The sequence below is a fragment of the Streptomyces sp. ActVer genome (assembly GCF_027270795.1).
Taxonomy (GTDB): domain Bacteria; phylum Actinomycetota; class Actinomycetes; order Streptomycetales; family Streptomycetaceae; genus Streptomyces; species Streptomyces umbrinus_A.
This window is the reverse complement of the sequence record NZ_JAPWHT010000156.1, coordinates 1-20968: the sequence shown is the minus strand read 5'-3', so window position 1 is coordinate 20968 and position 20968 is coordinate 1. Positions and strand designations below refer to the sequence as shown.

The window sequence follows — 20968 nt, the reverse complement described above, 5'->3', positions numbered from 1 at the left end:
GGGGCGGGCGGGTGCCCGGGTGGAGCCCGCGGTGGAGGACCCTCGTCCGCTGTTGCCGCCCGCGGCCGCGCGCAGACTCGCGATGCTGCTCGCCGACCGGCCCGGGGCAGGCGGCGGCAGCGGCGGCCGCAGAGGCTCGACACCCGACCTCATGGAGCTGCTCCCGCAGTGGCTCGCCACGGCGAACCGGCGCGGGTTCGCGCCCCGCCCGGAGGCACTGCCCGCGCTCCTTGACGCGGCCCGGGGGCGTACGGATCTACGGCCGGCGGTGCTGGCGTTCGCGGGGCCGCGCGCGCTGTGGCTGGCCCGGCTGAACGCGGACTGGCGGTTCGCGCTGCGCTCGACGCCGGGCGGCGGGGCGGCTCTGCCCGGGCCCGAGGAGCCCGATCGCATACGGGAGTTGTGGGAGGAGGGGCTGTTCGCCGAGCGGGTCGCGCTCCTCTCGGGGATACGGGCCAGGGACGCGACGGCCGCGCGGGATCTGCTGGCCACCACGTGGGCGACGGAGCGGGCCGAGGACCGGCTGATGTTCCTCGACTCGTTGCGGACGGGACTGTGCGCGGCGGACGAGCCGTTCCTGGAGCGGGCGTTGGCCGACCGGAGCCGCAATGTGCGGGCCACGGCGGCGGAGTTGCTGTCCGCGCTGCCCGGTTCGGCGCTCGCCGGGCGGATGGCGGAGCGCGCGGTGTCCTGCGTGGCCGTCGACCACACGCAGGGCACGCCGACGATAGCGGTCGAGGCGCCGCACGAGTGCGATCCGGGTATGGAGCGGGACGGAGTCGTTCCCAAGGCTCCGGCAGGGCGGGGTGAACGGTCCTGGTGGCTGGGCCAGTTGGTCGAGGCGGCGCCGCTCGGCACGTGGTCGCGGCGGCTCGGGGGACGTACGCCGGAGGAGATCGTGGCGCTGCCCGTGGCGGACGACTGGCAGAGCGAGCTGCATGCCGCGTGGTGCCGGGCCGCGGTGCGCCAGCGCGACCCTTCCTGGTCCAGGGCTCTGCTGGGAGTTCCCGCCGCACCGGAGGCGGGCGGACCGGGTGCGGTGTCGTTGGCCGAGCGGGCAAAGCTGCTCGGCACGCTGGGGGCGGCGGAGCGGGCCGACTGGGTGGCGGGCTTCATAGCCGTGCACGGCCTGTCCGAGGCGTTCCAACTGCTCGGAGTGTGCACGGTGCCGTGGTCGGGGCCCTTGGGGCGGGCGGTCGTCGACGCCCTCAACATCGCGCGCGACGCGGGCAGTTACCCATGGAGCTTCAGCGGAGTCATGGGCCTGGCCGAACGCTGCCTGGACCCTTCGGAGGCCCCCCACCTCGAAACCCTCACCGCCATCCCCGACGAGCCGGAAAACGCGGCCCCCGGCGCCGGCAGCTACTGGTCAGAATCCTTCCAACGCCTGGTCACAACCCTGCGCCTACGAGCAGCAATGCAGAGAGAACTCACGGAGGAGTAAGCGCCCGCGCGTAGCCGGAACCAGGACACAGACCCACAGCACCTCACAACGCCCTCACCCCACCCACCTCCAAGGGGCGCGGGGAACTGCGCGACCAGCCCCCACCAACCCGCAGCCACAACACACCCCAAGCCACCCACGCACCCCCCGCCCCCCCCAGCGGAGCCCTACCGCACGTTCGTCCGAACCCACTCCACAATCGACCCAGTAGTCGCCCCAGGCGTAAAAATCTCCGCCACACCCAACTCCTTCAACGGCGCGATGTCCGCCTCCGGAATGATCCCGCCCCCGAACACCTTGATGTCCTCCGCATCCCGCTCCTTCAGGAGCCGAATCACCGCGGCGAACAACGTGTTGTGCGCGCCGGACAGGATCGACAGCCCGATCGCGTCGGCATCCTCCTGAATAGCCGTGTCGACGATCTGGTCGGGCGTCTGGTGGAGACCGGTGTAGATGACCTCCATACCCGCGTCCCGCAGCGCCCGCGCGATCACCTTCGCCCCGCGGTCGTGGCCGTCGAGCCCCGGCTTGGCCACCACCACGCGGATCGGACCGGCTGCCACACCCATCACTGCCTCCATGAACCGACTACACCGACCTACCGACCTGCACGGTCCGCGGGGATCTGCGGAGATCCACGGAGCTCCGCGGAGATCCACTCGGACCTGTACCGACTGATAGCACCCGAGGGCCGCGACGGCGACTCGCCGCCACCGCGCTCACGTCAGATATGCCCCGGTGGCACAGCAACCCCGCACGACTATGCCCCGGTGGCACAGCAACCCCGCACGACACGGCCGGGGAAGGTGAACGAACGTTATCGCCACCATCCCGTCACCGGCAGTTTCGCGGTGTGGACCGAGGGGGAAATCACACGGTGGGACAAGTTCGCCGCGCACCGGTCCCGCATCACGCGGCACATGGGCCGCAGCCCGCGGCCGATGGACCGCGGCCGGACCGTGCGCAAGGGGAGCCGCTACGAGGTCGCCGCACCGCCGCGCCGTCAGCCGCACGGCAAGGTGGTGCGGCGCACCGGCGATCGCACGACGACGGGCACGCCCGTCGCTCCACCGGCGTCACACGCGCCGCACGTGCACCCTCGCCTTCCTCGTCATCGGCTTCTCACGAGGGCACACGGGGGACGGAGTCGTCCTCCCGTGCGCCGACGGGAGGTCGGCCATGAAGGTCACCAGGGCAGTGTCGCCCCTTCTTCCACTCTGCCAGCGCCTGCTCCCCGGCAGACTGGCCGGACTCTCACTGACCCTCCTGAAGGCGACCGCCCTGGAGATCGCGATCCTTGCGGGCCATCTCCTCCTCTATCCCACCGGCATCACCCCGGAGCGCCGCCCGACGCCGACCCCACCCGGGCCCCCGACCGACCTCACCGGCGCAGGCACACGTACGGGTACCGGCACACGCACCGGCGCAGAAGCACGTACCGACACCGGCGACACTCCGGACGCCACCCGGCTCCCCACCCCCACCAGGCCCCCGGTCGTCCTGCTGCACGGCTTCATCGACAACCGCTCCGTCTTCGTGATGCTGCGCCGCTCACTGGCCCAGCACGGCAGGCAGCAGATCGAGTCGCTCAACTACTCCCCGCTGACCTGTGACATACGGACCGCCGCCGAGCTGCTCGGCCGGCACATCGAGGAGATCTGCGAGCGCACCGGCCGTCACGAGGTGGACATCGTCGGGCACAGCCTCGGCGGACTGATAGCGCGCTATTACGTGCAGTGCCTGGGCGGTGACGTCCGCGTCCGGACCCTCGTCACGCTGGGCACGCCGCACTCGGGCACGCGGGTCGTCCCGCTGATGAACGCGCACCCGATCGTCCGCCAGATGCGCCCCGGTTCGGGCGTACTCGACGAGCTGTGCCAGCCGGCGCCGCACTGCCGGACGCGGTTCGTGAGCTTCTGGAGCGACCTCGACCAGTTGATGGACCCGCTGGAGACCGCGTGCATCGAGCACCCGGACCTGCTCGTCCAGAACGTGCGGGTGAGCGGAATCGGGCATCTCGCACTCCCCGTGCACCCGGCCGTCGCGGCCGGCATCCGGCAGGCCCTGGACTCCGAGGAGACAGAGGCCCGCCCCGCCGCCGCCCACCCTGCCGCCGCCCGCGCCGACGGTCTGACGGTGGCGTGACCGAGAGCGTCACCACGTCACCACGGGCACGGGCGCGGGCGTGACCGGAAGCGCCGGAGCGAGAAAGCGAGCGAACCGGAAGCGGCGGAGCGTAAGCGGCGCAAAAGCCAACCAGCGCAACCGGAAGGCGCCCCCGAACCCGTTCAACCGGCTCCGAGGACCGACGTTCCTTCGAACATTCATCGAACGCCAGGCCAAAGCTGTGCCCGTCCTCCGCCGAAAGGCGGCCGAATGCCCCTTTCCTGAGAGAGGGAAAGCCGCCGAAGATTGTCGCGCCCTCGTACCGCCGGGTACAGTCGCCGCACTGCTCTGCCAGCCCCTGTCGTCGAGGCGAAAGAGAAGTTGGTGAACGACCGTCACCCGTCGGGGACCGCAACCCCCCCGGCCCCGGCTCCCGAGGCTGCCTCGGCGCATTACGCGTCCTATGGCGAACAGGGCGTCCAGTACGGCGACTTCACCACGCACGACGGCTGCTCCACCACCGGTTTTGATGCCAACGCCCCCGGCATGTACGGCGCGACGGGCAGCTACGACACGACGGGCGCCTACGCGACGACGACCTTCGACACCGACCCCCTGTTCGGCGACCTCCCCGGCAACGGCGGCGGTAACGACGGCAGCGTCGCGGGCACAGGTTCGTACGACGCCACCCAGTGGGCCACCGGCAGTCATCAGACGCTGAACTACGATCCGTACGCGGCCCAGCACCACGCCGCGTTCGAGACCGGCAGCTATGACACGAGCGGTGTCTGGTCGGACTCCGGTCACCAGCAGCTCGGCGAGATCCCCACGCAGGCCGCGGGCCCCGAAGGCACCGGCCAGTGGGACGCGAACGCCTGGCTCCAGGCCGATCCGGTCGACCCCACCCAGCAGTGGACCGCGCCGACCTTCGAGACCGGCACGTACGACGCGACGGCCTGGAACTCGGACGGCGGCGACCAGAACCAGCAGAACCAGACTCAGGTCCAGCCCCAGATCCACCACCAGGCGCAGGCCGAGCACGAGTCGTATCCGGCCGACCAGCACACGTCGGCCGTCCCGCACACGTCGTACGAGCACCACGACGCCTACAACCCGCACGAGTCGTACGAGTCGTACGAGTCGTACGACCAGCAGGCCACCAGCGCGTTCGAGCAGGTCCCGTACGAGGAACAGGCCACCGCGGAAGGCGAGTTCACCCCCTCCGACGACGCCGACGCGGACTCCGGTACCGATGGCCACAGCCACACCCACGACGAACCCGCGCCCTTCGACGACGTCGAGGAAACCACCTCCGTCGCCACCGACGCCCCGGCCGGCCGCTCCGCGTCACGTGCGGCCGGCCGTTCCGCGCCCCGTTCCCGCCGCCGCACCCCACCGAAGCGTTCCGCCCTGCTGACGGTCGCCGTGCCCTCGGCGTGTGTGATGGGCGTCGCCGGAATCGCCGCCGCGTCCGTGACCGGCGGAAGCAGCAACGACGACGTGCAGACGACGGCCGCTGCGCCCGACACGAGCACCATGAAGCCGTCGGCCGCGAACAACCAGCTGGACACCCAGCTCGAGAACCTCTCCACCGACGCGGACGACTTCGCCGACCGGGCGAGCCGTACGCAGGAACGTATCGACTTGAAGGCCCAGCAGGCCGCCGAGAGGCAGCGGGCAGCGGCGGAGGCGGCCCGTAAGGAGCGGCTGCGGCCGAAGTTCGCGCTGCCGGTCACGCAGAAGGGGCTCAGTGCCTCCTTCGGGCAGGCCGGCGTCAACTGGATGTCCACGCACACCGGCATCGACTTCCCGGTGTCGTACGGCACGACGGTGATGGCCGTGGCCGACGGGACCGTCCGTACGCAGTGGAACAGTTCGTACGGGAACATGGTCATCCTGACGACCAAGGACGGCACGGAGATCTGGTACTGCCACCTCGCCACGTACCAGGTCGCCTCGGGCACCGTCGTGAAGGCCGGCGACCCGGTCGCGTACTCCGGCAACTCCGGCAACTCGACCGGCCCGCACCTCCACATCGAGGTCCGCCCGGGCGGCGGCTCGGCGATCGATCCGCTCCCCTGGCTGCGCAGCCACGGCCTCGACCCGACGTAACCGAACCGCCCGCCCCTCACACGCAAACAGGGCTCGACGTCATCAAAACGCCGAGCCCTGCCGCCATGAATCCCAGGGCTACAGCTTCTCCACCGGCGCGTACCGCAGCAGCAGCCGTTTCGGCTTCTCTTCCCCGAAGTCGACCGTCGCCTCCGCGTTCGCCCCCGTGCCCTTCACGCCGACGACCGTGCCGAGGCCGAACTGGTCGTGCGTGACCCGGTCACCGACCGCCAGCGAGACCACCGGCTTCTCCGTGGCGCCGCGGCGCGTCGCGAAGCCGGACGCGCCCGAGGCAGCCGAGCGGGAGCGCGAGGAGGACAGGGAGGCCGCCACGCCGGAGGCCGCCGGGCCCAGGGAGCCCGTGCGCTTCCACTCCAGATGCGTTTCCGGGATCTCCTCCAGGAAACGGGACGGCGGGTTGTACGAGGGCTGGCCCCAGGCGCTGCGCATCGAGGCACGGGTCAGATACAGCCGCTCCCTCGCGCGCGTGATGCCGACGTACGCGAGCCGGCGCTCCTCCTCCAGCTCCTTGGTCTGGCCGAGTGCGCGCATGTGCGGGAAGACGCCGTCCTCCATGCCGGTCAGGAACACCACGGGGAATTCGAGGCCCTTGGCGGTGTGGAGGGTCATCAGCGTTATCACGCCGGACCCGTCCTCCTCCTCGTCCGGGATCTGGTCGGAGTCGGCGACGAGCGCGACCCGCTCCAGGAAGGCGGAGAGGCCGCCCGGTGCCTCGCCCTCGCCGGCCTCCTGCTCGAACTCCAGGGCCACGGCGGCCAGTTCCTGGAGGTTCTCGATGCGGGTCTCGTCCTGCGGGTCGGTCGAGGCCTGCAACTCGGCGAGGTAGCCGGTCCGTTCGAGAACCGCTTCCAGGACCGTCGCCGGGCCGGCGCCCGACTCGACGATCGTGCGGAGGTCCTCCATCAGCGTGTTGAACCGCTTGACTGCGTTCGTCGAGCGGGACGCCATGCCGTACGCCTCGTCGACGCGGCGCAGCGCCTGCGGGAAGCTGATCTTCTCGCGCTGGGAGAGCGCGTCGATCATCGCCTCGGCGCGGTCGCCGATGCCGCGCTTGGGGACATTGAGAATGCGGCGCAGCGGTACGGAGTCCTCGGGGTTCGCGAGCACGCGCAGGTACGCGAGGACGTCCCGGACCTCCTTGCGCTCGTAGAAGCGGACGCCGCCGACGACCTTGTAGGGCAGGCCGACGCGGATGAAGACCTCTTCGAAGACACGGGACTGCGCGTTCGTACGGTAGAAGACGGCGACGTCGCCCGCCTTCGCGTCGCCCGCGTCCGTGAGGCGGTCGATCTCGTCGGCGACGAACTGGGCCTCGTCGTGCTCGGTGTCGGCGACATAGCCGGTGATCTGGGCGCCCGCGCCCGCGTTGGTCCACAGGTTCTTGGGGCGGCGCGATTCGTTGCGCTCGATGACCGCGTTGGCGGCGGTGAGGATCGTCTGCGTCGAGCGGTAGTTCTGCTCCAGCAGGATCGTCGTCGCGTTCGGGTAGTCCTCCTCGAACTGGAGGATGTTGCGGATGGTCGCACCGCGGAAGGCGTAGATCGACTGGTCGGCGTCGCCCACCACGCACAGCTCGGCCGGCGGGAGGTCGTGCTCGCTCGGCGGTACGTCGACCGGGTGCTCGGAGGTACCGACGAGCTCGCGCACGAGGGCGTACTGCGCGTGGTTCGTGTCCTGGTACTCGTCGACCAGGACGTGCCGGAAGCGGCGGCGGTAGTGCTCGGCGACGTCCGGGAAGGCGCGCAGGAGGTTGACCGTCGTCATGATCAGGTCGTCGAAGTCCAGCGCGTTCGCCTCGCGCAGGCGGAACTGGTACATCGCGTAGGCCTGGGCGAGGGTCTTCTCGAAGCCTCCCCCAGACTCCGTCTGGGAGGTGCCCCCAGCCGCCTGGGCGGCGAAGTCCTCCTCGTCGATCAGCTCGTTCTTCAGGTTCGAGATCTTGGCGCTGAACGACTTGGGCGGGAAGCGCTTGGGGTCGAGGTCCAGGTCACGGCAGACCAGGGCCATGAGGCGCTTGCTGTCGGCGGCGTCGTAGATCGAGAAGGAGGAGGTGAAGCCGAGCTGCTTCGACTCCCGCCGCAGGATCCGTACGCACGCGCTGTGGAAGGTCATCACCCACATCGCGTTGGCCCGGGGGCCGACGAGCTGCTCGACGCGCTCCTTCATCTCGCCCGCGGCCTTGTTCGTGAAGGTGATCGCGAGGATCTGGCCCGGGTGCACCTTGCGCTCGCCCAGCAGGTGGGCGATCCGGTGCGTGAGCACACGGGTCTTGCCGGAGCCCGCGCCGGCCACGATGAGCAGCGGCGAGCCGTGGTGGACCACCGCCGCGCGCTGGTTCTCGTTCAGCCCGTCCAGGAGCGCGGCCGGGTCCACGTGCGGCCGGGGCGCGCCGTCGCGGTAGTACCCGTCCCGACTCGGAGGCACGTCGAAGCGGCCGCCGAACAAATCGTCCGGAACCGGCTCCGACTCCGGCGCCTCGTCCTCGGGCGGCGGCGGGGGCTCCTCCTCGTGGGCCCGTGAGGGCTTGAGGTCCGCCAGGAAGCTGTCATCAAAGAGGCTGCTCATCGCTCTCCGAGTCTAGGCGCCCCCACTGACAGCGTGCCGCCGCCCTTGAAACTCCGCGGGCTCGCTCCGCGGGGGTGCGGGTTTCCGTGGCCGCCCACCTCGGGTTCCGTCACCCTCCGGTGGGGGCTTGTAGCGGTCCGCGATCAGGTGGCCGACCTGCGGCTTCACCGGAAGTCCCTGGGGGCCGTATCGCGGGTGCGGGTTCCTTGTGGCTTGTCGCGCAGTTCCCCGCGCCCCTAAAGGGGCACTGCCCAAAGGGGCACTCCAGCGGGCCGGACTTCATCGAGTGGACAACTCGGGCCACACCCATCCGAATTGACCAGGTCGAGTCGAGCCCAAGGCTAAGGTCACGAAAATGTATCGGGCATATCGCACATCAAACTTCACAGGGGCCACACGAGTTAGCTAAATTTTATGTGGGCCGCACGACCCGCACCGGCGAACACGCCGGGCCGAGCGGCCTCCGCCGAGTCCGGTAGGCCCTCGTGGCCGACGGAGCCGGGGACCCACCGACCTTGGGGTGAATCGGTCCAACTCCCTTCGGGGAAACGGACCGTAGGGCAAACCTTCCGGAGCACCCGCCCGAACCCGACAGCTAACTCGGTAGGCGGACGACGGAAGGAGACGCCCTCGTGGCGCCACACCGCAGGTCCCGGCCCCCCAGTCCCGTGGGCATACGGACTCCGGCCCTCGCCACCGCGGCCCTGACCTCGGTGGCCCTCCTCTCCCAGACGGCGAACGCGTCGCCCTCCGAGGAGCCCAGGCCGAGCCTGGAGGAAGTCGAGAAGAAGGTCGGCGACCTCTACCGCCAGGCGGAGACGGCCAGCGAGAAGTACAACGCGGCCAAGGAGAAGACCACCAAGCAGAAGAAGCGTGTCGACACCCTGCTCGACGACGTGGCGCGCCGCACGGAGAGGCTCAACGACGCGCGCGAGGAGCTCGGTACGTTCGCCGCCGCGCAGTACCGCACCGGGGCCGCCGCCCCCGACACCGCCTCCCTCCTCCTCGCGGACAACCCGCAGGACTACTTCGACCAGACCCAGCTGATGGACCGGCTCACCAGCCGCCAGAAGCAGTCCGTCGACGACTACGTGACGCAGCAGACCGCCACGACGGAGAAGCGGCGGGAGGCGTCCGAGAGCCTGGAGACGCTCACCAGGACGCAGAGTTCACTGAAGACGTCCAAGGCGGACGTCCAGCGGAAGCTCGCCGCGGCGCGCGACCTCCTCTCGAAGCTGACCGTCGAGGAGAAGGCGCGGCTCGCCGCGATCGAGCGGCAGAAGCAGGAAGAGGCCCAGCGCAAGGCGGACGAGCTGGCCCGGCAGCAGGCGGCCGACGCCGAGCGGCGGCGCCAGGAGGCCGCGCAGGACACCGGGGCCTCCACGGGCTCCGGGAGCACCTCAGGGACCTCCGGCTCCGGCTCCGGCTCCGCCACCTACACCGCCAAGGCCGACAAGGCGCTCGCCTTCGCCCGCGCCCAGATCGGCAAGCCGTACGTCTGGGGCGCGAGCGGCCCCGGCTCGTACGACTGCTCCGGTCTCACCCAGGCAGCCTGGAAGGCCGCCGGCGTCACCCTCCCGCGCACCACCTGGGACCAGGTCAACGCCGGCACGACGGTCTCCGTGAACAGCGCCCAGCCCGGTGACCTGGTCTTCTTCTACGACGACATCAGCCACGTCGGCATCTACATCGGCGACGGCATGATGATCCACGCGCCCAAGCCGGGGGCGTACGTCCGCGAGGAGTCGATCTACTACATGCCGATCCACAGCGTGGTGCGCCCGGCGTGAGGCGCTTCTCGTCGACCTGAGTGGAAACAGGAAGCTGTTTCCACTCAGGTGCCCACTCGGGTCCCCGCTCAGGTCCAGAGCACCGCGATGAAGATGTTCGCCGTGGTCAGCCCGCCCACCAGGCCGAACAGGCTGTTCTCGACCTTCTCCTCGTCCCGTTTCACGTACACGAGGCCGAGGATCACGACCAGCAGGGCGAGCTTCACGCCGATCTTGACGTTGTTGACGGTCTGGTCGTCGGCCTGGTTGAGGCCGACCAGGATCGCGCCGGTGACCAGCATGGTCAGCGCGCCGTGGAGCATGGCGGGGCTGAAGCGGGCCGTGCCGTCACTCATGGCCTTCATCTGCGTGAGAAAGCCGCCGAGGAGGGATGCGATGCCGATGATGTGCAGGGCGACGAAGACATGAATGAGTACGTCCATGAGCCCGGACACTAGCCAAACGGCTCCGTACCACCGCACACCGCCCCCCGCCCCGCACACCCGGCCCCGCCTGCCCTACGCACAGGCGGGCCCCGTCGGCCCCACGGGCCCCGCGCAGCTCCCGCGCCACAACCCGGCGGAGCCCATAGCACCGGTTCGCCGCTCGTTTCCCCACAATCCGCGTATCGGTCACCGCACCACGTCAAGTCGGCGGGCCCGGGCCCGGATCGTGGTCGTACCCGGTCAGGTCATGTCCGAGTCCCACCACTTCCGTACATGCCGTTACCCCCGCCGCGGTCCCAGGTTTAGCGTCCTTCACCAGGTGGCCGGCTCCCCACCACCGCCCGGGTCAGGGGCGGCATCCGGACACCACCGCCGAGAAGGGTCCGGCGGCGGCCCGCTCCCCCTGTGCGGGCCGCCGCCGGACGTGCAACCGGCCCCTGAGGGCCGCCGCCGCGGCCGCACAAACGCCTCGGCGGCGTACGGAAGGACGTGGATCGCACGTGGCAGCGCACCGCAAGCCGAGACAGCGCTCAGTCGGCGGCAGTACGGCCCGCACCGCCTTCACCATCGCGCTGGCGGGCGCGGCGAGCGCGACCGGGTTCGAGGGGACGGGAACCGCCGCCCCGGAGCTGACACCCGCTCAGGTCAAGGCGAAGGTCGACAAGTTGTACCAGGAGGCGGAGGTCGCCACCGAGAAGTACAACGGCGCGAAGGAGAGGTCGACGAAGACGCGGGGCCGCCTCGACACCCTCCAGGACGAGGCAGCGCGCAGGACCGAACGGCTCAACTCCGAGCGGGCCGCGCTCGGTTCACTGGCCGCCGCGCAGTACCGGGACGGCGGCGTCGACCCCGCACTGGGGCTCATGCTCTCCTCCGATCCCGACCAGTACCTGGACGGCGCCGCGTTCGCCGAGCGGGCCGGCAGCAGGCAGGCCTCGAACGTGTCGCGCGTGCGCCGACAGCTGCGCGAGATCGAGCAGTTGCGCGGGGCCGCCCACGTGGAACTCACCTCGCTCAAGGAACGGCAGGCGGAGCTGAAGCGGCACAAGACGACCGTCACCGGGAAACTGGGAGAGGCACGGGACCTGCTGTCACGGCTGTCGGACGCGGACCGGGCCCGTATCGGCGCCGACGACGCGGACACCGCGCGCGCCTCACGTTCCGCCGCGGGCCCGCGCGACCTGGGCGCCGGCGCGGGTTCGTCGGCCACGGCCCCCAACTCCAGGGCGGCGAGCGCCATTTCGTATGCGTACGGGAAACTCGGCAGCCCGTACGTGTGGGGCGCCACCGGGCCCGACGCCTTCGACTGCTCGGGGCTGATGCAGGCCGCGTACCGCGCCGCGGGGATCTCGCTGCCCCGCACGACGTACGCGCAGATCAACGCGGGCCCGCGGGTGTCGCGGTCCGAACTGCGCCCCGGCGACCTGGTGTTCTTCTACTCGGGCATCAGCCATGTGGGGCTGTACGTGGGCAACGGGCAGATGGTCCACGCGCCCAGTCCGTCGGCACCGGTGCGGGTGGCGCCGATCGACGAGATGCCCTTCGCGGGGGCCACGCGCGTGGCGTGAGCGGGCCGGCGAACCGGCAGGGGTTACGGGCAGGGATCAAGTGAAGAGAGCGGGGGAGTTCAAGCCGTTCGGGCATCGGTGCGGCTTGGATGGGCATCGCATGGGTACTGCGGCGGGGTAGCGTCGGCGTGGCACTGTTCGACATGCCGCACCGCACGGTCGCGATCCGCTCCGGTCCCATCCGCCTCGCTCTCTTCCGTCCCGTTCCGTCTGGTTCGCCGCCGCCCTCCCGAAGGAATCGATGCCCGGCCCCACGCTGCCGCCTCCGCCGCCGCCCGCGTACATCAGCGGCTGGCCGGACAGGTCGGCGCTGCTGGCGGACCGCGGGCGGGCGTTGGAAGAGCTGCGCAGACGCAGTCTCGGGGTGCACCGGGTGCTGCTGCTGTGGCTGCTGGCGGTCTCGGCGATCATCGGATGGGCGCTGCTGGTGCTGCCGTTGCAGCAACTGGAGCAGCGCGATCCCACCGGGTTCATCCTGGGGCCGCTCTTCGCGGTCCTCGGTCTGGCCTCGCTGGCACCCTCCGTCGTGGCCGTCGTCCTCGCCGTCCGGCGGGACCGGCATATCAGCCAACTTCTCGACGCCTGGCTGCGGTTGGACAGCCATCCGCCCACCGACGCCCGCCTGCGCTCCTCCGGCCTGAGCCTCTTCTGGCTGCTCTCCTCGCTCGTCGTCTGCGCGTTCGGGCTGTGGACTTCGTTCGCGGGGGTGGCGGAGGCGAGGCCCGGACGGGGCGCCTACAGCGACGTGGTGCTCGTGATGGGGATCGGATTCATCCTCTGGCTGACCGGTCTGATCGGCGTGGTGAAGGCCGTACGGCACTATCGGTGGGCCGTGCGGGTGTTGGGGCCGCGGGTGCCGGCACCCGCCGAACAGCGGACAACGGCCTCACCCAGTACGGCGACCCCCTCCTCGATCGCCGACACCGAAGACGCCGCGTAGCCGAGCAGCAGACCTGGCGGGCCGCCCGGCCGCCGGCGGTGCCAGGAGAGCGGGTGCACCTTGACCCCTCGGGCCAGCGCCTCGGCGGCGAGGTCGGTATCCCTGAAGCCCCCGGTTCCGGCACTGTCGTCGGTTCCGGCACTGTCGTCCCCGCCGAACGTGATCAGCAGATGCAGCCCGGCCGCGGCCCCGTGCACCACCGCCCCCGGCAACCGCGCCCGTATCGCCCCGATCATCGCGTCCCGCCGACGCCGATGGCGCCGCCGTACCAGCCGCAGGTGTCGTCCCGGTAATGCCTGCGCACACGCCTCTGCGTCGTCGAGTCCCTCCAACTCCCAGTCGACGTACTGCACATGCACGGTCTTGCCCTGGTGGTGGACTTCGTGCCCTGTCGCGGGCGTCCCGCTGAGCAGCAGACTCGTCACATCGCTGTTGACGTCCTTCAGCTTGTCCGTGGCGACGTTCCGTGCGGCTCTGCGCAGGTCATCGACCGCGTTGTCTACGTCGGCCTGCCCCATCCAGGTCTCACCGGTACCGGTGACGCGGTTGAGCCTCCGGATCGCCGAGCCGAGGCGCCGGGTGAGCAGGACATCGCCGTACGCACGATCGTCGGTCCCGACAGCTCCGGCCCGTGGACGTGCCGCCACCCCATCGCCCTCAACTGCTCGACGCCCGGGCGCTCCACCTCGTCCAGTTCGACCGTGCCCCGTGCCATGCGTACGCGCCTCTCCCCGCGTGCTGCCTGGCCCCGGCCAACGGTTCTGACCGTTGTTCCATTCTGCGGCAGATGAGGCGGAAGCGGTGTGGGGAAGGGCAGTTCAGGCCACTGGCAGGCTCAACCACTCACCACGACGGCTGGGCAGTTCATCCCGTCAAGGGCAGCACCGGCACGCCGAACCCGCGATACGCGGCAGGCTCCGTGGTGGCGACTTCCCAGCCGGTTGCCATGCTCACGGCGGCCACATGGACCGCCGACCACCCCTGCCCGGGGAAGAGCGTGGCAGCGATACGCCCCATGGTGTCGGCGACGATCCGGTCGACCGACGCCACTTCCACGGCGGGAAGCTGGGCCAGATGACCCGAAATGCCGGGGCGACTCCTCGTGGCCTCAGCCAGGCTGAGAGCTGGAACCACCACCGTGTACAGCGGGTCCTCGTGCGCTGCCACGATGAATCCGGACAGCACACGATGCCCGCGCCCGAGGGCAAGCAGACCGTGATGGTCCAGGATGACGCCGTCGCTCACGCCGCAGCACCCTTGCGGCGGGCGTCGGTGCGGGCCTTGCTCGCGGCCAGCATGCCGCGCGCCTCGACAAGCTCCTCGTCCGACAGCGCCTGACCACGCAGCAGAGTTTCCTCGACGTACTCCCGTGCCTGTTCAGCTCGCCGCCGGCGTTCGACACGGCTTCGCAGGGTCTCGTTGATCACGGCTGAAATCGATGCCGCCTCGCCCGCGTCGACGAGCCGCTGCAGCTCTTCGAGCAGGTCAGGGTCGAGAGTGACGGAGATGGGCTTCTTGGCTGCCATGATATGAGGGTATCGCATGGCCATGCGAGAGACTCCTATTGAGAGTGAAGGACGAGCTGCGGGCCGTGCGCGGAAACGGCTCACGCGCGCAGCGGCATACGGATCGCCCCGCGCACCTGCGCGGCTCGGCCATGTACGGCCGTCGGAGACAGCGCGCGCGACGCTTCGGCCGTGGTGCCGCCGCGGCAGGCGCGGCAAAGACCTCCGGGCAGGGCCTCCGGGCGGCCGGGAACGCGGCACTCGGTGCACTCCATGATCAGGCGTGCGCGGGGCGCAGGGCGTTCCTCCGGGGCGGGCAACTCGGGCGGCATCTTGTCGCGGAGCCGACGCTGGACGAGGGCTCGGGGTGAGTACACCGGCTCGGGGAGGCCCGTGACGAGGATCTGTGTGAGGCGGGCGGTGTCGGAACAACGGGCGAGCCAGTCGGCGGCGAGGCCTTCGAGCGCGGCACAGTCGGCGTGGGAGAGCGCCAAGCGGGGTTCGGCGCGGCCGAGTTGGGCGAGGGCCAAGTAGGCGGCCGAGGGTTGAGGCCTCTCACCGGAACGGGACAGGTCCGAGGAGTCCGAGGGGTGTGTTACGTCGCTGGAGGTGGCCCGGGATGCGGAGGCGGGGGCTGCGGAGGCCGGGGATGTCGTGATCGGTGCCTCGGGCGGTACGGCTCCAGGTACTGCACCCGGCACAGCGTCCGGTACGTCACCGTCCAGGAACCGGGCCCACCATTCGTTGTCACGTGCGGTACCGGACCAGTAGGTGCGAAAGACCCACCGCGTGCCGGTGCCGGTGCCGGTGGCGCCGTCGCTCGGCACGGCCCGGCGGCGTACGCGGCGCAGGTGCCCGGCCTCGCCGAGTTCGTTGAGCGCGGAGCGGACCGCCTGCTGCCCGTAGAGGGGCTGGGCCTTCGCGATGGTCTTGACGTCCATGGCGGCGTTCTCGCAGAGCCGGTCGAGGAACCCGGCGATGTACGCGGCGCGGGCGGGGAGGTGCCCGAAGTCGCCGGGGCGGGAGGGCGCCTGGTCCGGTGCGGAGCGTTTGCCGTATCCCGGCTTGGCCATGGGATGTGCGGGCGCGGGCAGGACAGCGTTAAGGTCTTCACAAGCCATGAGATCGTCGTCCACTTCGATCTTGAGGTCAGACCCCGGTTCGGTGCTGCTAACACCTGCCGGGGTCGTTTGTTGCTGCGAACGCTAAACGTTCGCCACGGCGCGTGGCAAGCCGGTCACGAAAAGTCATGTGCGCTGGTGTGCGCGGGGGTTGGGAGGGAGGGTGGGTTGAACCCAACCACCCAATCCTCACAAACAGGGCTCGGATCTCGGCGCCCGAAGCACGGGGCTCAAGGATGCTGTTGGCGACTCCGCCGGGGCGAAGTAATTGTCGCGAGAGTCCCAGCGACACGCCGGGTTTACGGCGTGTCGCTGGGACTCACCGCCCACTTGCTGGAGGTCTGACGGGATTCGCCAACAGCACCCGAAGGCGCCGATGTTCAAGCGCGGCCGGCGTACGTGACGAAGGCAGCCCAGGCATGCGCCGGGACCGCGAGCCGGGGGCTTCGAGCGCCGAGCTTCGAGTCCCGGACGTGAGTGGTGTGGGGGCAGGCGGCGACTTCTACACAGGCGTCTTCGAAGTCGCCGCTGTGGGTGGACTTGCGCCAGGTGTGGGCGACTTCGAGGCAGGCGCTGCCCTGGTCGTCGCTGTAGCTCGACTTGAACCACGACAACTCAGAGCTCATAGCTCTTCCGCCACCTTCCGAATAAATCGAACAGACTCCTCAACACTAAGGGCCTGCATCCGGATCATGCCATGGCGCTGCGCAAGCGAACTCAGCCTGTCCCCGTCTCCGTAGAGAGCCCCGGTTTCCTGACCGTCCACGAAGGCGTACCTCTCATGCTCATGGGTCTCAACCAGGACGATCGGCCCGCTCAATGCGGGGTACGCAACCCTGCTGAAGGGCAGCACCTGGATGGATACATTGCGCAGCTCACCGACACGCAGCAGATGACCCAACTGTTTCTGCATCAGCAGGCGATCGCCGACCATGGCCCGCAGACAGGCCTCGTACAGTACGAAACTGAAGAGCGCGGGCGGCTTGCTGGTGAGCTTCGTCTGGCGTTGCAGACGAGCAGCGATGCGCTCCTCAATCGTTTCCTCGTCCACCGGCGGACAACTGTTACCGATCAGCTCTCTCGCGTACGCCTCCGTCTGCAACAAGCCTGGGATGAGCGCCACTTCGTACCACTGCATAGCAACAGCAGCGGCCTCCTCTAGCACGTACTGCTGTGTTCGCGTGGGAAACGGCTCAGGCTTCAAATGCTCATGCGCCGCAGCCAGCTTGCCCCGAGCACCACACAATTGATCCGCAGCCTGCAGGAACCGGAGCGTCGGCCGCCGCCGCCCGTTCTCCATGGACTTGACCTACTCGTAGTCGTAGTTGGCCTCTTTGGCCAGTTCCTGGCGGCTGACCCCGGCCTCCTCGCGCCACATCTTGATCTGGCTGCCGCAGTACCGCCACGCCTGCTGGGGCTGCTGAGCATCTCCGGAAGTCACCACGCCCGATCCGCCTCCCACCAACACACCGTGTACAAGCACGCTGTGTACCCACGCCGCTACTCCCGAGGCTAAACGGCATCCACCAGCCTGATCACGGCAAATGACGGAGAATCACACGCAAGGAACCGAAGCGCATGCCGATGCCCGGAGACCACACTCAGCCCACTCCGGCCGCTGCCGCCCCCAAGGACATCGAGTGGCGCCTGCCGCGTCACGCCCGCAGCGTGAGCAGAGCCCGAACTCTCCTCCGGGAACAGGCCACTTCATGGAAGCTCCCGGACGAGGTGACGGAGACGGCCGTCCTACTACTCAGCGAGCTGATGACGAACGCGTACCGTCACGCGAAGGTGTCCCCGGGCCGGGAGATCTGGGCCCGCTGCGCCCTGGACGACGACCGCGTCCGCGTATGGGTGACGGACGCGAACGACATGCTTCCCGCGCCCAGAAATGCGTCACCGGACGACGAGTCGGGCCGAGGCCTGGCACTGGTGGCCACGCTGGCGGACAACTGGGGCGCGACCCCGCGCGAAGGCGGCATCGGCAAGACGGCCTGGTTCGAACTCCGCCTCACCCCTGCAAGGTAGCCCTCAGGGCGATTGTAAAGTTCGTTGATCGTGCGTTGGCGCAGGTCAGTTGAGTCCGAGGACGGCCAGTGGCCGCTCGTAGGGGCGGAGGGCTGTCGTGCGGAGTCCGGCGGCGATGTTGGTGTGGCCGGCGTCGCGGAGTTGGTTGATGGCGAAGCTGCGGAGGGTGGCCATGTTCTCCGGGCTGTGCCCGGTGCGGATCTTGGAGGCGTCCTCGCGGAAGGCGGTGTCCCGGACGAAGTGGAGCCTGTTTTCGATCACCCAGTGTGCCCTCAAGATCGTTGCGATCCGTTCCGGGGAGGCCTGGCGGCTGGTCAGGTCGGTGATGACGTAGACGGTCTCGCGGCTCTGCCTGCCGGTCTTGGCGTCGGTGCGGTGGCGTACGACCTTGGCGACCTGGGCGGCGTGGGGGAAGTCGACGCCGAGGTCGCTGACGGTCAGGGCCTGCACGACCCGGGTCTCCTTACGTCCGTGGCTGGTGGTGCGGTCGTAGAACTTCGCCGTCGCCTGGCTCCCAGGGCAGGGTCCGCAGTTGCTCGTAGAGGTTCTTCTGGTTCCGCTTCACGGTGAAGGCGTAGTGCGCCTTCTTCGCCTCGACGAGGAAGCGGGCGTGCTCGCGCTGGGTGTGCAGTGCATCGCCGGTCACAGACGGTGGCAGACTGACGGCACATCAAAGCTCCGTTGGGCGCAGGCGACTTGGCAAGGTCACCTCCACAACGGAGCTTCGTTGCGTCCGGTCGCGCATCCACCCACCATCGTCACACCGCCGTGACCTGCACACTCACGAGATCACCGCGACTTTGCAATCGCCCTGGGCAGCCTACGGCCTCAGGAACGGGAGGAATCACCGTGTACAAAAGGTCGCACGGGACGGTTCGCGCGAGCGATCGATTCCGGTCACCTGCGGGGGAACCCTCGTGCCGGTCCGGAGGGAGAGGACTCAGTAGTCCACCACGTCCAGGCCGTCCTCGACGAAGCTCCACTGGACCTCGGTCCACTTCCCTATGGCCTCGTCCACGAGCGGCAGCGGCTTGCGGCGCTTCGACGGCGCGTTCAGGTTCTCGACGCTGCAGATGACCTCGCGGCCCTGCTGGGCGCGGGTGCCCTGTACGGTGACGAACTCGATGAACTCCGGCTCGGTGACCTCACCCTCGGTGAAGACGTACACCTCACGCGGTCGATCCTGAGGCAGCACTCTCCTGTGCCGGCCTGTGATGTTGTCCCGACCCTTGTCCCTCGCCATCAGGAACGCTCTGCCTCCCCTGCCAGTGCCGTCAGCACTCTGCGGCCGATCTGTCCTTGAGTCATCTTCGGAACGGCGCCGAAAGCCCCCGCGAGGTAGGAGTCACTGAGGTCCTCGTCGGGACCCGGTTCCGCGTCACTCAGCGGGTACAGCTCCGTGGCGCCACCCGCGTCCTTCTCCGTGAGCCAGATCTGTCCCGGCTCCAAGGGGCGCCCGCCTCTGGGCGACTTGAGCAGTGACGGGGCATGGGAGGTGAAGACCAACTGCGCGCCCTTGGTGTTGATCCAGGACGCCTGGAAAAGACGTACGACCTCTGCGGCGAAGCGCGGGTGGAGGCTGGAGTCCAGCTCGTCGATCAGGAGGACCGCGCCCTTGTCCAACGCCAGCAGCAACGGTCCGATCAACGCGAACCACGAACGCGTACCGAACGATTCATGCTGCCAGTCCAGGGCGACGGGTTCGTCGGAGTCACCGCCGTGCAGCAGGCGCACCAGCGGGGGCTGCCCCGGACGCTGCTCCACCTCCGCGCCCCGGATACCGAGATCGGCGACCCGCAGCAGCTCCTCGATACGGTCGCGGGCTCCCTCGTCCAGCAGTTGCCGGGCGGTGTAGGCCTCGCGTTGCGTACGTTCGGTCTCCGGCGTGACATCCCACAGGTTCTGGTTGAACCAGTCGTAGATTCTGGTGAGTTGAGGGTGGTTGTCGTTGGCCGCCCGTCTGAGAAGGAGGGCATTCGGACGTGTGGTCCGGGCGAGGAGTGCGCGGTCGTGAATACGGTCGCCGGGAAACTCGAAGACGTTGTCACGCGTGGCGTCACGGTCCAGCCATACCTGCCGTCGCCCCTTGGGATAGGCGTGAAGCCACTCGGACTCCACCACCCTGGCTCCGAGCTCGAACCCGTAGGTCCAGCGGACACCGTCGTCCAGCACGAAGTCGGCTTCGTAGAAGGTGCTCTCCGCGGCCGACTTCGGATCGAGCGCGAACTCCTCGCGGGGAATTCCCTGGAAGGACGTCCACTGAGCGTACGAACCGAGAACCGCTTCCTTCATCTTCTTCAGCGCGATGATGACATTGGACTTACCCGAGGCGTTCGCGCCGAAGACACCCAGGAGCGGATAGACCTGGATCGACTTTCCGTCCGACAGCCGCAGCGTGCGTGCCGCGTCCGACTCCTCGCCCTGTGGCACCACGAAGGACAGCTCCTGCTCGTCGCGCAGCGATCGCACGTTCGCCACGCGGAATCTCAGCAGCATGCCGTCCTCCTCTCGTCGCGCACAGGGTATCCGCGTGATCGCGTACGCGCCCACCGGACGGTCAGGCCAGTCCGCGGCACGGCCGGCTCACACCAACCGACGCGCCGTCGCCCACCGCGTCAGCTCGTGCCGGTTCGACAGCTGGAGCTTCCGGAGGACCGCCGAGACGTGGGACTCGACCGTCTTGACGGAGATGAACAGCTGCTTGGCGATCTCCTTGTACGCGTACCCGCGGGCGATGAGGCGCAGGACCTCGCGCTCGCGCTGGGTGAGGCGGTCCATGTCCTCGTCGACGGGCGGGGCGTCGGTGGAGGCGAAGGCGTCGAGGACGAAGCCGGCCAGGCGGGGCGAGAAGACCGCGTCGCCGTCCTGGACGCGGAAGATGGAGTCGACGAGGTCCGTGCCGGTGATCGTCTTCGTGACGTAGCCACGGGCGCCGCCCCGGATCACACCGATGACGTCCTCCGCGGCGTCCGACACGGACAGCGCGAGGAACCGCACCGGCTGCTCGGCGTCGGCCATCAACGGCGAGCATCGGCGCAGGACTTCGACCCCGCCGCCGCCCGGGAGGTGCACGTCGAGGAGGACGACCTCGGGCCGGGTCGCCGTGATGACCGTGACGGCCTGGTCGACGTCGGCGGCCTCGCCGACCACCTCGACGCCGGTCCGCTCGGTCTGCCCGATCTCCGCCTGGACCCCCGTACGGAACATGCGGTGGTCGTCGACGAGGACCACGCGCACGTGTCGCCCGGGCGCGGAGGCCGCCGGATCGGGGGCGACCGCAGGGTCGTTGGCCGTGGCGGCCCCGGACGGCGCGTCGGCTCCGGCCGAACCGGCCGCACCAGAT

20 protein-coding genes, 1 pseudogene and 1 riboswitch are annotated in these 20968 nt (G+C 69.5%); of the genes and pseudogenes, 6 read left to right on the top strand and 15 right to left on the bottom strand.

Going from position 1 to position 20968, the window contains the following annotated elements; genetic code table 11:
* The coding region (locus O3Q52_RS24800) for a DUF5691 domain-containing protein (RefSeq protein ID WP_269650958.1) at positions 1 to 1444 on the top strand (1444 nt) is incomplete at its 5' end.
* 167 nt (positions 1445 to 1611) lie between these two features.
* Here the strand turns inward: O3Q52_RS24800 and O3Q52_RS24795 are convergent.
* Positions 1612 to 2013: a cobalamin B12-binding domain-containing protein gene (locus O3Q52_RS24795; RefSeq protein WP_269650961.1), complete on the bottom strand. Its 402-nt coding sequence runs from the start codon at positions 2011 to 2013 to the stop codon at positions 1612 to 1614.
* Between the two features lie 610 nt (positions 2014 to 2623).
* Here O3Q52_RS24795 and O3Q52_RS24790 point away from each other — a divergent pair.
* Both O3Q52_RS24790 and O3Q52_RS24785 read left to right on the top strand, forming a co-directional pair.
* Positions 2624 to 3589 (top strand): triacylglycerol lipase, encoded by a 966-nt coding sequence (locus tag O3Q52_RS24790; protein WP_269650957.1) that lies wholly within the window; start codon positions 2624 to 2626, stop codon positions 3587 to 3589.
* Positions 3590 to 3934: 345 nt separating this feature from the next.
* Positions 3935 to 5662 (top strand): peptidoglycan DD-metalloendopeptidase family protein, encoded by a 1728-nt coding sequence (locus O3Q52_RS24785; RefSeq protein ID WP_269650956.1) that lies wholly within the window; start codon positions 3935 to 3937, stop codon positions 5660 to 5662.
* A 78-nt stretch (positions 5663 to 5740) separates the two neighbouring features.
* Here the strand turns inward: O3Q52_RS24785 and pcrA are convergent, their stop codons facing one another.
* Positions 5741 to 8248: a DNA helicase PcrA gene (gene pcrA, locus O3Q52_RS24780; RefSeq protein ID WP_269650955.1), complete on the bottom strand. Its 2508-nt coding sequence runs from the start codon at positions 8246 to 8248 to the stop codon at positions 5741 to 5743.
* 454 nt (positions 8249 to 8702) lie between these two features.
* Positions 8703 to 8874, top strand: a riboswitch (cyclic di-AMP (ydaO/yuaA leader).
* 6 nt (positions 8875 to 8880) lie between these two features.
* On the opposite strand from pcrA, the gene O3Q52_RS24775 reads away from it, so the two are divergent.
* Positions 8881 to 10038: a C40 family peptidase gene (locus O3Q52_RS24775; protein ID WP_269650954.1), complete on the top strand. Its 1158-nt coding sequence runs from the start codon at positions 8881 to 8883 to the stop codon at positions 10036 to 10038.
* A 68-nt stretch (positions 10039 to 10106) separates the two neighbouring features.
* Here O3Q52_RS24775 and O3Q52_RS24770 read toward each other — a convergent pair whose 3' ends face one another.
* Entirely contained in the window at positions 10107 to 10460 is a 354-nt protein-coding gene (locus O3Q52_RS24770; RefSeq protein WP_269650953.1) for a hypothetical protein, read from the bottom strand.
* Between the two features lie 503 nt (positions 10461 to 10963).
* Between O3Q52_RS24770 and O3Q52_RS24765 the strand changes: the two genes are divergently transcribed.
* Positions 10964 to 12031 carry a C40 family peptidase gene (locus O3Q52_RS24765; RefSeq protein ID WP_269650952.1) on the top strand — a complete coding sequence of 356 codons (1068 nt, stop codon included), beginning with the start codon at positions 10964 to 10966 and terminating at the stop codon, positions 12029 to 12031.
* An 819-nt stretch (positions 12032 to 12850) separates the two neighbouring features.
* Here O3Q52_RS24765 and O3Q52_RS24760 read toward each other — a convergent pair.
* From O3Q52_RS24760 to O3Q52_RS54200, 7 genes and pseudogenes are all read right to left on the bottom strand, one after another.
* Positions 12851 to 13255 (bottom strand): annotated as a pseudogene (locus O3Q52_RS24760) (hypothetical protein); the annotation flags it as partial.
* 580 nt (positions 13256 to 13835) lie between these two features.
* Positions 13836 to 14216, bottom strand: a complete 381-nt coding sequence (locus tag O3Q52_RS24755; RefSeq protein ID WP_269650951.1) for a hypothetical protein — start codon at positions 14214 to 14216, stop codon at positions 13836 to 13838.
* Positions 14213 to 14497 (bottom strand): ribbon-helix-helix domain-containing protein, encoded by a 285-nt coding sequence (locus O3Q52_RS24750; protein ID WP_269650950.1) that lies wholly within the window; start codon positions 14495 to 14497, stop codon positions 14213 to 14215. The genes O3Q52_RS24755 and O3Q52_RS24750 overlap by 4 nt, the downstream gene beginning before the upstream one ends.
* A gap of 80 nt (positions 14498 to 14577) precedes the next feature.
* Positions 14578 to 15549: a hypothetical protein gene (locus O3Q52_RS24745; protein ID WP_269650949.1), complete on the bottom strand. Its 972-nt coding sequence runs from the start codon at positions 15547 to 15549 to the stop codon at positions 14578 to 14580.
* A 428-nt stretch (positions 15550 to 15977) separates the two neighbouring features.
* On the bottom strand, positions 15978 to 16223 hold the full coding sequence (locus O3Q52_RS24740; RefSeq protein ID WP_269650948.1) for a DUF397 domain-containing protein: 246 nt from the start codon (positions 16221 to 16223) through the stop codon (positions 15978 to 15980).
* Positions 16220 to 16897 carry a DUF5753 domain-containing protein gene (locus O3Q52_RS24735; RefSeq protein WP_332112939.1) on the bottom strand — a complete coding sequence of 226 codons (678 nt, stop codon included), beginning with the start codon at positions 16895 to 16897 and terminating at the stop codon, positions 16220 to 16222. The genes O3Q52_RS24740 and O3Q52_RS24735 overlap by 4 nt, the downstream gene beginning before the upstream one ends.
* Before the next feature lie 9 nt (positions 16898 to 16906).
* A complete protein-coding gene (locus O3Q52_RS54200; RefSeq protein ID WP_332112938.1) occupies positions 16907 to 17041 on the bottom strand; it encodes a hypothetical protein in 135 nt (44 codons plus the stop codon).
* 134 nt (positions 17042 to 17175) lie between these two features.
* Between O3Q52_RS54200 and O3Q52_RS24730 the strand changes: the two genes are divergently transcribed.
* Positions 17176 to 17625, top strand: a complete 450-nt coding sequence (locus O3Q52_RS24730; protein WP_332112937.1) for an ATP-binding protein — start codon at positions 17176 to 17178, stop codon at positions 17623 to 17625.
* 45 nt (positions 17626 to 17670) lie between these two features.
* Here the strand turns inward: O3Q52_RS24730 and O3Q52_RS24725 are convergent, their stop codons facing one another.
* From O3Q52_RS24725 to O3Q52_RS24705, 5 genes are all read right to left on the bottom strand, one after another.
* A complete protein-coding gene (locus O3Q52_RS24725) occupies positions 17671 to 18075 on the bottom strand; it encodes an ISAs1 family transposase (RefSeq protein WP_269650947.1) in 405 nt (134 codons plus the stop codon).
* Positions 18076 to 18088: 13 nt separating this feature from the next.
* Positions 18089 to 18271 (bottom strand): hypothetical protein, encoded by a 183-nt coding sequence (locus tag O3Q52_RS24720; RefSeq protein WP_269650946.1) that lies wholly within the window; start codon positions 18269 to 18271, stop codon positions 18089 to 18091.
* A 294-nt stretch (positions 18272 to 18565) separates the two neighbouring features.
* Positions 18566 to 18820: a hypothetical protein gene (locus O3Q52_RS24715; RefSeq protein WP_269650945.1), complete on the bottom strand. Its 255-nt coding sequence runs from the start codon at positions 18818 to 18820 to the stop codon at positions 18566 to 18568.
* 47 nt (positions 18821 to 18867) lie between these two features.
* On the bottom strand, positions 18868 to 20121 hold the full coding sequence (locus tag O3Q52_RS24710; protein ID WP_269650944.1) for an ATP/GTP-binding protein: 1254 nt from the start codon (positions 20119 to 20121) through the stop codon (positions 18868 to 18870).
* An 87-nt stretch (positions 20122 to 20208) separates the two neighbouring features.
* Positions 20209 to 20862 (bottom strand): response regulator transcription factor, encoded by a 654-nt coding sequence (locus O3Q52_RS24705; protein WP_269650959.1) that lies wholly within the window; start codon positions 20860 to 20862, stop codon positions 20209 to 20211.
* Positions 20863 to 20968 lie beyond the last annotated feature (106 nt).